Origin of the sequence: Rhodococcus cerastii, from assembly GCF_033042195.1 — a bacterium.
Lineage (GTDB): Bacteria > Actinomycetota > Actinomycetes > Mycobacteriales > Mycobacteriaceae > Rhodococcoides.
The window spans coordinates 92,988-106,420 of sequence record NZ_JAWLKF010000008.1; the positions used below are offsets into that span (position 1 = coordinate 92,988).

11 protein-coding genes are annotated in these 13,433 nt (G+C 64.1%); 4 read left to right on the forward strand and 7 right to left on the reverse strand.

The features are described 5' to 3' along the window. Positions 1-17 precede the first annotated feature (17 nt). Positions 18-785 carry a MerR family transcriptional regulator gene (locus R3P93_RS15580; protein ID WP_317533387.1) on the forward strand — a complete coding sequence of 256 codons (768 nt, stop codon included), beginning with the start codon at positions 18-20 and terminating at the stop codon, positions 783-785. Positions 786-802: 17 nt separating this feature from the next. On the opposite strand, the gene R3P93_RS15585 is transcribed toward R3P93_RS15580, so the two are convergent. Genes R3P93_RS15585 through R3P93_RS15600 form a run of 4 tightly spaced genes read right to left on the reverse strand, consistent with a single transcriptional unit; the run spans position 803 to position 6,569 of the window. Next, positions 803-2,320 (reverse strand): APC family permease, encoded by a 1,518-nt coding sequence (locus R3P93_RS15585; protein ID WP_068046212.1) that lies wholly within the window; start codon positions 2,318-2,320, stop codon positions 803-805. After that, positions 2,313-3,167, reverse strand: coding sequence for a universal stress protein (locus R3P93_RS15590; protein WP_317533388.1), 855 nt, complete (start codon positions 3,165-3,167; stop codon positions 2,313-2,315). The genes R3P93_RS15585 and R3P93_RS15590 overlap by 8 nt, the downstream gene beginning before the upstream one ends. Before the next feature lie 28 nt (positions 3,168-3,195). After that, positions 3,196-5,133, reverse strand: a complete 1,938-nt coding sequence (locus R3P93_RS15595; RefSeq protein ID WP_317533389.1) for a primary-amine oxidase — start codon at positions 5,131-5,133, stop codon at positions 3,196-3,198. Beyond that, complete coding sequence (locus R3P93_RS15600; RefSeq protein WP_317533390.1) at positions 5,130-6,569, reverse strand: gamma-aminobutyraldehyde dehydrogenase; 1,440 nt, start codon at positions 6,567-6,569, stop codon at positions 5,130-5,132. Before R3P93_RS15600 ends, R3P93_RS15595 begins: the two co-directional genes overlap by 4 nt. Before the next feature lie 160 nt (positions 6,570-6,729). On the opposite strand from R3P93_RS15600, the gene R3P93_RS15605 reads away from it, so the two are divergent. Continuing rightward, entirely contained in the window at positions 6,730-7,725 is a 996-nt protein-coding gene (locus tag R3P93_RS15605; RefSeq protein ID WP_317533391.1) for an MBL fold metallo-hydrolase, read from the forward strand. A 6-nt stretch (positions 7,726-7,731) separates the two neighbouring features. Here R3P93_RS15605 and R3P93_RS15610 read toward each other — a convergent pair whose 3' ends face one another. Together R3P93_RS15610 and ramB are read right to left on the reverse strand one after the other, a co-directional pair. Next, entirely contained in the window at positions 7,732-8,514 is a 783-nt protein-coding gene (locus tag R3P93_RS15610; RefSeq protein WP_317533392.1) for an LLM class flavin-dependent oxidoreductase, read from the reverse strand. Between the two features lie 33 nt (positions 8,515-8,547). Next, positions 8,548-9,960 (reverse strand): acetate metabolism transcriptional regulator RamB, encoded by a 1,413-nt coding sequence (gene ramB / locus R3P93_RS15615; RefSeq protein WP_068046182.1) that lies wholly within the window; start codon positions 9,958-9,960, stop codon positions 8,548-8,550. 147 nt (positions 9,961-10,107) lie between these two features. Here ramB and R3P93_RS15620 point away from each other — a divergent pair, with 147 nt between their 5' ends. Beyond that, a complete protein-coding gene (locus R3P93_RS15620; RefSeq protein ID WP_094641043.1) occupies positions 10,108-10,512 on the forward strand; it encodes an SPW repeat domain-containing protein in 405 nt (134 codons plus the stop codon). An 85-nt stretch (positions 10,513-10,597) separates the two neighbouring features. Here R3P93_RS15620 and R3P93_RS15625 read toward each other — a convergent pair whose 3' ends face one another. Further along, positions 10,598-11,554, reverse strand: coding sequence for a DUF559 domain-containing protein (locus R3P93_RS15625; RefSeq protein WP_317533393.1), 957 nt, complete (start codon positions 11,552-11,554; stop codon positions 10,598-10,600). Positions 11,555-12,085: 531 nt separating this feature from the next. On the opposite strand from R3P93_RS15625, the gene aceA reads away from it, so the two are divergent. Next, positions 12,086-13,375: an isocitrate lyase gene (gene aceA, locus R3P93_RS15630; protein ID WP_317533394.1), complete on the forward strand. Its 1,290-nt coding sequence runs from the start codon at positions 12,086-12,088 to the stop codon at positions 13,373-13,375. Positions 13,376-13,433: the final 58 nt, after the last annotated feature.

A 13,433-nucleotide genomic window follows, 5' to 3' on the forward strand; every position in this document is an offset into this window, starting at 1 on the left:
CGGCCAGAATGGTTGCCATGCTGCGCATCGGTGAGCTGGCTTCCTACGTGGGAGTGACAACCCGAACCGTGCGGTTCTATCACCAGCAGGGTCTGTTGGACGAGCCGCAGCGCACTACATCGGGCTACCGCCTCTACGACGGGGAGGCCGTCCTGAGGCTGTCACGCGTCGTTGCTCTTGCCTCCGCCGGCGTGCCACTGGCGCGCGTTCACGAGCTACTCGACGCCTCGCAGCAATCGCTCGACCTCGCCTTGGCCGAGATCGACGCCGACCTGAGCAACAGGATCGAACGTCTGGAAAAGGATCGCGACAGACTCCGGCTGTTGCGTGCGGGCGACGCGCTTGTCCTTCCAGATGTGATCGTCGGCCTGATCGAGCACCTGCGCGAAGCGGGTATCGACCCCGACGTTGTCGATCACTATCGCGATGCCTGGGTGCTGACGTATGCCGTCTACCGGCCCAGACTTGATCCCTGGCTGAAATCGGTAGGCGGCGTCATGCTCCGGGACCCGGGCTATCTGGAACTCATGGTGCGCTCTTTCCGAGCAGCCGAGCTCGAACCCGAGGACCCACAGATCCAGCAGCTCGCGGACGACACGGTCGAGTGGATGGTGAACGCCTGGGACAGTGACGCCCTCGAGTGGTCGTTCGAGCGCGGTCTCGACGACCCGGCGGCCAACTCGCTGCTCGAGGCGCAGTGGGCCGATCGGCCCGCCTGGGTGCGCGTCACCGAACTGATCGTGCAAGGGCTGCAGGAGCGCGGCATCGAACACCCTCGACCCTGACGAGGGCCGAGGGGCGGTCAGTCTTCGACGATCAGCGACGGAGTATCACGGCGGAGAATGTTGCCCTTGAAGAATTCCGGCTTGCGCAGTGCAACCACTGCCATGACGACCATGCCGAGAACGATGATGCCGACGCCGATGAGGAACACCATACCGATGCCGAACAGTGATGAGCCACTGCCGAATTCGGGGTCCCAAGCATCGACCGAGGTCTGTACGAACACCACTGCCATGCCGACGCCACCGAGCAGCGGAGCCAAGAACTTGAAGAACACGTTGCGTGTGCTGGTGAACAGCTCTTCGCGGAAGTACCAGACACAGGCGAATGCAGTGATGCCGTAGTAGAAGCAGATCATCAGTCCGAGCGCGGCGATGGTGTCGGTGAGAACGTTGTCGCTCACCACCCGCATCACGGCGTAGAAGCCTGCGGACGCTCCTCCTGCCACCAGCGTCGCGAAGCCCGGGGTGCTGAATCTCGGTGTGATGGAAGCGAACCGCTTCGGTAGGGCCTGGTAGTGCCCCATCGCCAGCAACGTGCGGGCCGGCGAGATGAACGTGGCCTGCAGCGAGCTGGCGGAGCTGCTCAACACGGCCAGGGACAGCAGGATCGCGAACGGACCCATCACCGGCCCGGCGAGGGCGGCGAACACGTTGTCGGTGGTGTCGGGATTCTGCAGTCCGTTTCCGGTGTCACCGGTGCCGGCGAAGAGCAAGGTGGCCACTGCGGTGAGCAAGTACAGCACGATGATGAAGAACACTGTGACCAGCGCAGCGCGTCCGGGAATCTTTGCGCTGCCGGAGGTTTCCTCGTTGACGGTCAGACAGACGTCCCAACCCCAGTACATGAAGATCGACAGCGACAGGCCGGCCGTGAACGCCGAGAAGCTCGGAATGCCGAACGGATCGAACCAGTCCAGGCTGAACGAGATGTCCTCGGCCCCGTCGCCTGCACCGACCTTGACGAACGCGGCCACGATGAACCACGCCATGACCAGCAGTTGGAAGCCGAGCATCGTGTATTGGACACGCTTGGTCTCCTGCATGCCGCGATAGCAGAGCCACGCTGCCAGCGCCATGAACACCAGGCAGGTGACGATGTTGACGAGCTTGTTGCCGGTCAGGTCGGCCAGTGAGTCGTTGCTGGTGACCTGGGCGAGAAAGAGGTAGAAGAAGTCGACGGCCACTCCCGCCAGGTTCGAGAGCACGATGATGGTGGCCGCGATCAGGCCCCATCCGCCCATCCAGCCGACGTACGGGCCGAAGGCCTTCGACGCCCACGTGAACGACGTGCCGCTGTCGGGCTCGGCCGCGTTGAGTTCTCGATAGCCCAACGCCACCAACAACATCGGGATGAAGCCGACGATGAAGATCGCGGGCAGGTGCACCCCCACCTCGGTGACCGTCGGCCCGAGCGAGGCGGTGAGCGCGTACGCGGGTGCGATGGTCGAGATGCCCAGGACCACACTCGCGAGCAACCCGAGCTGGCCGGCCGACAGGCCCTTGGACTCGACGTCCACTACCTTGTGCTCATTCATCGCCGGCCTCTCTCGGAACAACGATCATCGGAACGGGAACGACCCGAAGCATCTTGGCGGCAACAGATCCCAAGAACAGGCGGTGAGGTTGGGCCAGTCGCGACGACCCCACCATCAACACGTCGCCGTCGTGCCAGTCGAGCGAGGAGGCGGCCTTCTCGATGCCGGAGCCCTCCGCCACTCGCAGCTGCACGTCCGATCCCGCGGGCATTTCCGCTTGCACGGTGCGCAGCACTTCCTCGGCCTTGGCGAGACCACTCTGTCCCCGTGCCGATTGGTCTTCGGCGGACACGAGGGAGAGCAGGCGCAGCGGCAACTCTGCGGTGACGGACAGGTCGGTGGCTGCCTCGATGAGCTCCGCTGCCCCTGGACGATTTCCGATGGCGCAGGTGATCTCGCGAATGCGTTGCGGCGGAGAATGTCGATACCCCCGCGGAGCCAGCGCGAGCGGCACATGAGCCACGTGCAGCAGATCGCTGGTGACGGTACCGATCGAATGGCGTCCGAGCAGACCGTCACCGGCCGCACCGACCACGATCATGTACGCGTCGAACTCACGGACGGCGTCGAGCAGGCCCTGAGCGAAGGACTCGTCGAACAACAGGTGCGCGCGTGCCTGCACGTCCTCGGGTACGAGGGTGAGTGCCTCGTCGAGCCAGCCGGTGGCCCGATCGATCAGGATGTCGTCGTATCCGGCCTCGACCGGCGCTTTGGACGGCACCGGACGCTCCTGCGGCAGCACCAGACAGATGTCCAGCGACGCCTGCAGCGAACGCGCAAGCGTTGCCCCCAGGGCGATTCCGTCAGCGCCACTCGGTGTTGCCTGGTACCCCACGATCAGACGCATGGGCGGACCTTCCCTGAGGTTGGGCGAGCTAATGGCAGGTGCTACCGGGATCGGTGTGGCACGACTTCGGTTCCGACGGTGCGACGTCGAGCGAGGGGTTGCGATCGAAGAACCCGAACGGCTTGAGCCAGAACGAGACCGTGTCCGCGGGCATCACCGGCCAGTCCTCCGGCCGAGTGATGTGGTGGATGCCGAAGGTGTACCAGACGACGACATCGGTGTTCTCGATGCTGCGATCCTTCTCGGTCCACTCCGGAAGCCCGTGGTCGACGCCGCTCTGATTGACGAACTCGCCGCTGGGCCAACGCTCGTCGGGTGAGTTCGGGGTGACCCAGACGGTGTGGCCGATCACCTGGGCGCGCTGGAAGATCGGCGACGCGGGATCGAACATCGACGGAATCGCCGCTCCCGGAACCAACTTGTAGGCGGGCCGGGTGCCGAGGCCGTTGGTGACGTTGTCGTTGACGACCTTCCACGCCTTCTGGGTGTTCCAGTCGTAATCCTGCTTGCCCTCGGACTCGGTGGTCAGGGGAGTGTTGACCTGAGTCAGTGCGAGACCGTAAGGATTGTCCGGACCCATCGGAACTCGTTGCGTCTCACTGGCATACACGGTGTTCTCGGTGCCGTCGATGTCCAGATCGAGTCGGGCGACCAGGAAGTGCTGGTGGTAGGGCGCGTAGGTCCGGTTGTCGACCAGAGTTCCCGACGGATGCGTGCCGCCCTCGGCAAAGTGCGTGACGACCATGATGCCCGTAGCACGAACCTCGCACTCGATGTTGCCGTCCTGATAGAACCGCCAGTAGACGAGGTACTCGTAATTCGCCACGGTGGCATGGAAGCTGACCGTGAGGCGACGCATCCGCCGCACCTCGGCTCCGGCGTCGTGATCGACGTGCTTCCACAGCACGGCGTTGTCTTCCTCGTGGATGCAGATCGCGTTGGTGATCGTGTACGGCTCACCCTTGCTGTTGTGCAGCACCGCGTCGAGGTAGCGGATCTCGCCGAGGCAGTCGCACCCGAGCTCGAGGGAGGTGGTCATGAAACCGAGACCCCACTCGCCGATGTCGAACGCGGTGCGTCGATAGTGATCCTCGGTGTGATCGCGATAGGGAACCACCATCTCCGCGAACGACATTCGATTGGCGACGGACCGCACGTTCCCGTTGTCGTTGTAGCTGACGGCGTGCAGCGTCATGCCCTCGCGGTAGTTGAAGCCGACTCGCAGCGACCAGTTCTGCCACGTCAACTTGTTGCCGTCGAGCTCGAACGATGGCCCGTCGGACTGAGTGATCTCGAGGCGCTTCAAGGGCGGGCGTGTACTCGCGTTCCTGATTCGCTCCGGAATATGGCGAGGGACGTACTCGCCCATGATCTCCGGCCGCTCGACGCGATACGTGTCCTCGATCTCGAGCAGTTCCATCGTGTTCACGTCGATCACGCAGTGGAATCCGCCCACCGGTCCGGCGTAGGGATTGGCACCCTCGGCAGCTTTGACCCACGTGTCGGACCAGCCGAGGCGTCGACCCTTGTACTTCTCGGGCGTCACCGCCTCGCCGTAGGTCCAGGTGTCCATGAACACCAGATCCAGATCGGTGATACCGCGATCGGCAAGGGCGGCAATCACATCGGGGTGGGCACGGAGGGCCGCATCGGCCTCCTCCCACTCGTCGACGGTGAAGTTGGGCTGCACATCCGGGATGTGCGTCCACGATTCGGTGGTGCGATCGTCCAGCGACACGACGGCCTTGAAGGTCGTGTTCTCGGTGCGGTTCAACACCACCGAGACAGCTCGACGCGCAGGCACTGTTCCGTCTGCGTCGAACGCGGCGATCTCGGACTTCGCGGGTTCGATCATCTCGATCGAGGCGTAGCGCCAACCGTCGCCGACGCCGTGATCGCGGCCGAGAACCTCGGCTACGGCGGCGAATTCGTCGCTGGACAGGGGATCGAGGGGATGAAAGGTCATCGAAGAGTCTCCGTCGAGCTCATGACGTGCTTGATGCGGGTGTAGTCCTCGACGCCGTACGCCGAGAGGTCCTTGCCGTAGCCGGAGTACTTGAATCCTCCGTGCGGCATCTCCGCCACCAGTGGAATGTGACAGTTGACCCAGACGGCACCGAAGTCCAGCGCTGCCGAGATGCGCAGTGTGCGTCCGTGATCGGAGGTCCAGACGCTCGACGCGAGACCGAAGTCGACGTCGTTGGCGAGCGCGATGGCCTCCGCCTCGTCGCTGAATTTCTGCACCGTGAGCACCGGGCCGAAGGTCTCCTCCTGCACGATGGGATCGGACTGCTGCACGCCGGTGATGATGGTGGGCTCGAAGAAGAAGCCCTTGACGCCGATGCGCTTGCCGCCGGTGACGACGGTGGCATGAGCGCCGATGCCGTCGACCTTTGCGCTCACCTGACCGAAGTGGTTGACGTTGTTCAGTGGGCCGAGGAAGGTATCGGGGTCGTCGGGCAGGCCGACCTTCAGCGTCTTCGCCTTGGCGACAAGGGCATCGACGAGGGCGTCGTGTACCGACTCGTGCACCAGGACACGGGTGACGGCGGTGCAATCCTGGCCGGCGTTGAAGAACGCAGCCTCGGCAATTCCGTCCGCGGCCTTGCTGATGTCGACATCGTCGAACACGATTGCCGGTGCCTTGCCGCCCAATTCGAGGTGGGCCCGCTTGAGCTGCTTGGCGGCGGCCACGGCCACCGCGATGCCGGCGCGGACAGATCCGGTGATCGAGACCAGTCCAGGAGTCTTGTGTTCGACGATCGCCGCTCCGGTGCCGCCGTTGCCGAGAACGACGTTGAACACTCCGTCCGGAACGATGCCCTTGGACAGCTTCGCCAACACCAACGTGCTCTCGGGAGTGGTGTCACTTGGCTTGAGCACGATGGTGTTTCCGGCGGCCAGCGCGGGACCGATCTTCCAGATCGCCATCATGAACGGGTAGTTCCACGGCGTCACCTGGCCGACGACACCGATCGGTTCGCGTCGAACATAGGAGGTGAAGCCGTCCATGTACTCGCCCGCCGACTTGCCCTCGAGCATCCGGGCCGCGCCGGCGAAGAATCGAATCTGATCGGCACCGACGGTGACTTCCTCGGCGGCGATGGTGGCTTTGGGTTGGCCGGTGTTGCGGCTCTGCGCCTCGACGATCTCGTCGCTGTGCGCCTCGATGGCGTCGGCCAGCTTCAACAGCACCTTCTGCCGTTCGCCCGGCGTCGTCTTGCCCCAGGTCTCGAACGCGCTGGCAGCGGCCGACATCGCGGCCTCCACATCGGCGGCGTCGGACACGGGGGAGTGGGCGACAACCGACTCGTCCACCGGATTCACCACATCGAGCATCTCGGTGCCCGAGGGCGTCACGAACGCCCCGTCGATGTAGTTCTGCAGGACAGGCACCGTCATCACTGAAACCCCTAGCGTCGACTGTTTCGGTTCTGCAAAGCCTGCACCTACGGACGAGACTTCGCCACCCGACAAGATGTCCAATGCGTCCCTTCGAATCAGGACGAGATGTCGGGCTGTCTCGCACCCGAGCGAGCTGCTCACCGGCTAGCCTGTGGCGGTGGCAGACACAGAGGTGGGGTACCGACAGATCGCCGACGACACCTGGGCATTCATGCGGCCGCCCGGAAGTTGGGGCCAGACGAACACCGGTCTGATCGTGGGGCCGGGTTCTGCGTCGATGCTGATCGACACGGTGTGGGACGTGAACTGGGCAGAACGCGTCGTTGCCGACACCGCCGAGCTGGTGGCCGACGCGCCGATCACCGAAGTGCTCAACACCCACTCCGACGGTGATCACTGGTGGGGAAACGACACCGTCCCCTCCACGGCTCGCATCACCACCAGCGCCGCTTCACTGCACGCCATGAAGGAGGAAACACCTCCGAAAGGTGTGCACGCGTTCGCCTCCCTCGGTGCGAAGATCGGTTGGGTGCCGGGACCGGTCGGTGCAATGGGCTCTTACATGAACCAGGTCCGCGGTGACGCCACCTTCCCCGGCGCTCTGCCGCGGCTGCCGGACCACACCTTCGAGACCACCGAGACCATCGATGTGGCAGGACGATCCGTGCACCTGCGCTACCTGGGCCCGGCGCACACCGAAGGCGACCTCATCGCACACGTACCCGACGTCGGAGTGGTGTTCGCCGGCGACCTGTTGTTCATCGACGCCACCCCGGTGCTCTGGCACGGTCCACTGCAGAACTGGATCGACGCCCTCGACCACCTCCTCGAGCTCGATGCCGCCGTCTACGTCCCGGGCCACGGACCCCTGTGCGGCACCGCCGAAATTCGCGCCCTCCGCAACTACTGGACCTGGGTGTCCGAGGCCGGGCGCATCTGCTTCGACGCCGGACTCGCGCCCACCGAAGCCGCCCAGAACCTGCTCAAGTCAAGCGAATTCGGACAGTATGCGCACTGGGACTCACCCGAACGACTCATCCTGAGCATGAGCACCCTCTACCGCCTGTGGCGAGGTGAGCCGCCTGCGCCACCCACGCTGACGCGTCGAGCACGTGCGTTCGCGGACGCGGGGAGGTACTTGCGAGAGCACTAGGTGTGCTCACCGCGAGTGCGGCTCCGGCGCACCGAACTGCTGTGTCAACGATGCCGCGTGGGCGAACAGTATGGTCGGATCCGGTTCGGCTGCAGAGGGTTCCAGTACGAGGGTGGTGGCACCGGCATCGATCCAGCGTTGCAGGTTGCTGGCCGCGGCATCGGAGCTTGCGGCAACGTAGACCACCACGTCGTGGTCGGGCCCACCGTCGATGTGCTCGATGGCCGTTCGCACCTGATCCGGTGACGTTTCGCTGGTGAGGATCGTTCCCACAGCGGTGCGGCCGCTCAGGGCGAGAGTCTTCGGCCCCGTCGCACCGACGAGCAGCGGCGGTGGTTGCAGCGGAGGCCAATTCAGCTGCACGTTGTCGAGTGAGACGTACCTGCCCTGCACGGTGACGCTCTCGCCCGCCAAGAGTGCGGTGAGCGCGGTCATCTGCTCGCTCAGCAACGTCAGCGGCGATTGCACACGCGCCCCGATCTGACCCATCCACGACTGCACACCGTGTCCGAGCCCGACGCGCAGCCGTCCTGGGTGGACCCGGGCGACGGTAGCGATCTCCATGGCGGTGGCCGCCACGTTCCGCATCGGAGTGGGTAGCACCCCGATTCCGACGTTCAGGCGTTCGGTGTTCGCGAGAACCAGTGCAGCGGTAGTCAGTCCGCCGGAGTAGAAGCAGTCTTCCCATATCCACACTTCGTCGATGCCTGCCCGGTCGGCTGCACGTGCCGCCTCGACGAGATCCTCCGGCGCAAGTTCGGGTCTGAGTACGACGCCGATTCGTGTCATTGCAGTCTTCCTTTCTTCTCAGCGAACGTATTCTCAGCGAACGAGGTAGGGGGACACGGAACTTCGGTGCTCGTCGATGTCGAGGTCCTTACCCAGTGGCGGGAATGCGCGTTGCGGGCAGTTCGATCGCTCGCACACCCGACAGCCCGCTCCGATCGGTGTCGCCGCTGCCGAACCCTGCACGTCCAGACCGTCCGCGTACACCAGCCGTCCAGCGTGTCGCAGTTCGCAACCGAGGCCGATGGCGAAGGTCTTGCCGGGCTGGCCGTATCGCGCGGCGCGTCGCTCCACGGTGCGCGCGATCCACAGGTAACTGCGGCCGTCGGGCATCTCGGCGATCTGCGTCATGATCTTGCCCGGATACGCGAACGTCTCGTACACATTCCACAGCGGGCATGTGCCGCCGCTGGACGAGAAGTGAAAACCTGTGGCGGACTGACGCTTCGACATGTTCCCGGCGCGGTCGACGCGCACGAACGAGAACGGCACACCCCGCAACTCGGGTCTCTGCAAGGTGGAGAGTCGATGGCAGATGGTCTCGTAGCTGACCGAGAAGAAGGCCGAGAGCCGCTCGATGTCGTACCGGAAATCCTCGGCCACGTCATGGAACTGGTGATACGGCAACACCGTCGCGGCCGCGAAGTAGTTCGCGAAGCCCAGCACCGCCAACTTCTTCGACGACTCACTGGTGAAATTGCCTTCGTCGGCCATCTTCTGCAGCAGGTCCCCGCATTCGAGATACGCGAGTTCGGCGGCGTACTTGAACACCTTCTGCCCGCCGGAGAGATGCGGTGAAATCTCCAGTACTCGCGTCTGGGGATCGAATCGGTGCAGCACGTTCTCGCCGAGGTCGATCCGATTGACGATCTGCACGTCGTGGACCGTCCGCAGCCGCTTGGCGATCTCGCCACCGATATCGGCGCGATGGAACCGGATCCTCGAGGTCAGAGCCTCTGCCGCAGTGTCCAGTTCGTGCAGATAGTTCTGCCGCTGATAGAAGTAGTCGCGCACTTCCTCGTGCGGCTTGCTGATGGAACCGCTGCCACTGCCGTCCGAGAAACGCTCCTCGGTAGCGGCCAACAGCTGAGCCGTCGTATTGCGGTATCGGCGGTGCATGTTGACCATCGCCCGCGCCAGCTGCGGGTGCGAGCTGACCATCTGCGCGATCTCGTGCGCGTCGGCGTCGATCCCCATGTCCTGATCGAGCGCGACCTCCCGGAGTTCGGCAACCAGTCTGGTGTCGTCCTCGGAGGAGAAGAACGACGTGTCGACGCCGAACACCTCGGAGATCCGCAGCAGCACCGGCACCGTCAGTGGACGCACGTCGTGCTCGATCTGGTTGAGGTAGCTGGCCGAGATTCCCAGCTTCTGCGCCAGCGACACCTGACTCATGCTGCGTTCGCTGCGGAGCTGCCGAAGCCGCACGCCGACGAAGGTTTTGGACATATCGCCAGGCTACGCCTGCGAAGAATTGCCTTAACAGTATTGGCAACTAGCTGCTGGATCACAATTCGGTGTTCTTCGGGAACATTAGCCGAAGTAAAGGCGTATACCGGTATACGAGCTATTCACCACGCACCACGAGGAGCGGTCATGTCCAACCGTCAACGCACATCGGAAATTTTCAGGGACGTCGTCGTATTCGTCACCGGAGCGGTACTCGTCGCATCCACCGTCTGGCTTCCCGTCCAGGGCGACCAGGAAGTCACCGGTGCCATCCTCGTGCTCGGCATTCTCGCTGCATCGACCGCGCTGTGGGCCATCGGATCGTCGTCGAGGCAAAGCCACTGGACCCACGTCGGCCTCGGCCTGCTGCTCGCGGTATCGCCCGCGCTGATGGTGTTCCCGTCCGGATTGCTGGCTGCTGACCTGTTCGCCATCGTCGGCGGACTCGTGATCGCCGCGATGGGTGCGCTCGGGGTGCTCTCGTCGCGTCGGACACCGACCACGTCGCGAGTGGTTGCGTCCAGTGACGAGCGCAGCGGCGTCCGTATCTGAGCTTTCTCTGCAACTGGTGCTCCACTTCCGGGGGTATGTGCGATGAATGTCGTGCACGGCTCCGGGAGTGGAGCATTCTGTGCAGTCATCGCCTCGATTCCCGACGTCGTCGGATCACCGACGCAATCTCGCCGGCGATGACGTCCGGTGCGGCCAGTACGTCGAATGCCGAGTACCGCAGCACCAGCCAGCGATCGAGCACCAGCGCGTTCTGCCTGCGCCGATCCTTGCTGAATACCCCAGCTGCACTGTGGAATTCGCGTCCGTCCACTTCGATGATCGTTCGGCTGCGACGGTCGACGAGGTCGCAGATGTACGGACCGACTGCCGCATTCATCTCCAGGTACAGCCCGATCCGGTGCAGCGCACGTCCCAGTGCCCGCTCCGGTTCCGAGGCGAATCTGGTCACTGCCAGCCGAACTTGGCGAGCCAACTCTGTGTTGCCGCGTCGACCCGGGAATCGTTCGAGCAGGCGGAGCAGCGACGCGGGGTCGAGTCCGAACTTCAGGCGTTCGTCGATCAGCAACTCGGCCTCGGCACGGGGGAGCACCGCCAGGCAATCGAGAATCGTCTGTGCGGGAGTGGTGCACGGCAGGGTCTCGACCTCGTCGACGAGCCTGGAATCGAGTGTCCGACGGTGCAGCCGAAGCCAGGGCGGTGGCCGCAACCTCGCCGAGCGAGGGACCGTGGCGTCGAGGGTGGTCGGTTCGGTCGTCCAGCCCCGTAGGTATGCGGCCGACCGGTGGCTGAGCACGGCGTCCGGTCGCCACAGCGAAACGGCCCGACATCGATCCATCGTCGACGGTTCCCCGCGCATGTGGACCGTCGGCAGAACACGGGTGAAGCGTCGCGAGACGGTGCTGGGGTGGAGTCCGGAGGCCAGGAGCTGCTGAAAGGTGGCGGGGCCGGGAGTGGAGCCTGCGGAATGACCCTTCGGTCCGGGAGTGGAGCCTGCGGAATGACCTGTGGGTCCGGGAGTGGAGCCTGCGTAATGACCTGTGGGTCCGGGAGTGGAGCCTGCATCGGTGTTGTCGGGTGTCATGGGTGCAGCGTCGGGGATGGTGCAGATGTCCCCCAAAGCTCGACCTGGGGGAATGGAATGCCCTGTGGATAGCTGCGTGTCTGTGGATGAGTGCACGTTGCGCTCCACTCGGGGGCGTCGGACGCGTGATTCCCGCGGCAGAGGCGTCGAGTGGAGCACCCGGTGCATGTCCACATTTTGAGATCGGAGTACTGTGATGTCGGTCACAGAAGCGTCGGTTTCTGACTCGATTCAGACGGCTGCGTCAAACCGTACAAGCGTCCTGTATGAGTTTTTGTTCATTGCGTTCATCAACTGGGGATTCATCGCTACTGGCGAGTAACCATGGCGTCCGATCCGAGAGGTTTGCGTCGACCAAAACTTTGCAACATTAGCAAGGTGCTCGGGAAAGCTAGCCAAGATTGGCACTAACAACTGGTAGACGCATGTTTTCGGTTGTGCCATTGTTTTGGAGTACACCAGAAGGGCCTGGCAACGATGTGAAGATTCGTCTCGAGGCAGGCCGAGAAGCAGAAGAGACTGGAGCTGAAGATGTCGACCACCGGCACCCCGAAGACCATCGCCGAGATCCAGCAGGATTGGGACACCAACCCCCGCTGGAAGGGCGTCACCCGTAACTTCACCGCACAGCAGGTCTCCGACCTCCAGGGCACCGTCGTCGAAGAAGCGACCCTCGCTCGCCGCGGCAGCGAGATCCTGTGGGACCTCGTCAACAACGAGGACTACATCAACTCGCTCGGTGCCCTCACCGGCAACCAGGCCGTGCAGCAGATTCGCGCCGGCCTCCAGGCGATCTACCTCTCCGGCTGGCAGGTCGCAGGCGACGCCAACCTCTCGGGCCACACCTACCCGGACCAGAGCCTCTACCCGGCCAACTCGGTCCCCTCGGTCGTCCGTCGCATCAACAACGCACTCCTGCGCGCCGACGAGATCGCCAAGATCGAAGGCGACACGTCCGTCAAGAACTGGGTCGCCCCGATCGTCGCCGACGCCGAAGCCGGCTTCGGTGGCGCACTGAACGCCTACGAGCTGCAGAAGGCCATGATCGTGGCCGGCGCCGCAGGCGTGCACTGGGAGGACCAGCTCGCATCGGAGAAGAAGTGCGGCCACCTCGGCGGCAAGGTTCTGATCCCCACCCAGCAGCACATCCGTACCCTGACCTCGGCACGCCTCGCGTCCGACGTCGCCGACGTCCCGTCGGTCATCATCGCCCGCACCGACGCCGAGGCAGCCACGCTGATCACCTCCGACGTCGACGAGCGTGACCGTGAATTCCTCGACGGAACCCGCACCGCAGAAGGCTTCTTCGGCGTCAAGAACGGCATCGAGCCCTGCATCGCCCGTGCGAAGGCCTACGCCCCGTACGCAGACCTCATCTGGATGGAGACCGGCGTGCCGGACCTCGAGGTCGCCAAGAGGTTCTCCGAGTCGGTTCGCAGCGAGTTCCCGGACCAGCTGCTCGCCTACAACTGCTCGCCTTCGTTCAACTGGAAGGCGCACCTGGACGACGCGACCATCGCCAAGTTCCAGAAGGAACTCGGAGCCATGGGCTTCAAGTTCCAGTTCATCACCCTCGCAGGCTTCCACTCGCTCAACTACGGCATGTTCGACCTGGCACACGGCTACGCCCGCGAAGGCATGACCGCGTTCGTCGACCTGCAGGAGCGCGAGTTCAAGGCTGCCGAAGAGCGCGGCTTCACCGCCATCAAGCACCAGCGTGAGGTGGGCGCCGGCTACTTCGACCGCATCGCCACCACCGTCGACCCCAACACCTCGACGGCAGCACTGAAGGGCTCCACCGAAGAAGGCCAGTTCCACTGAGCCGCCTCTCCTGATCTTCAGCGCACTAGTCAGGCGGCCCCAGCGTTTCGCTGCGGGC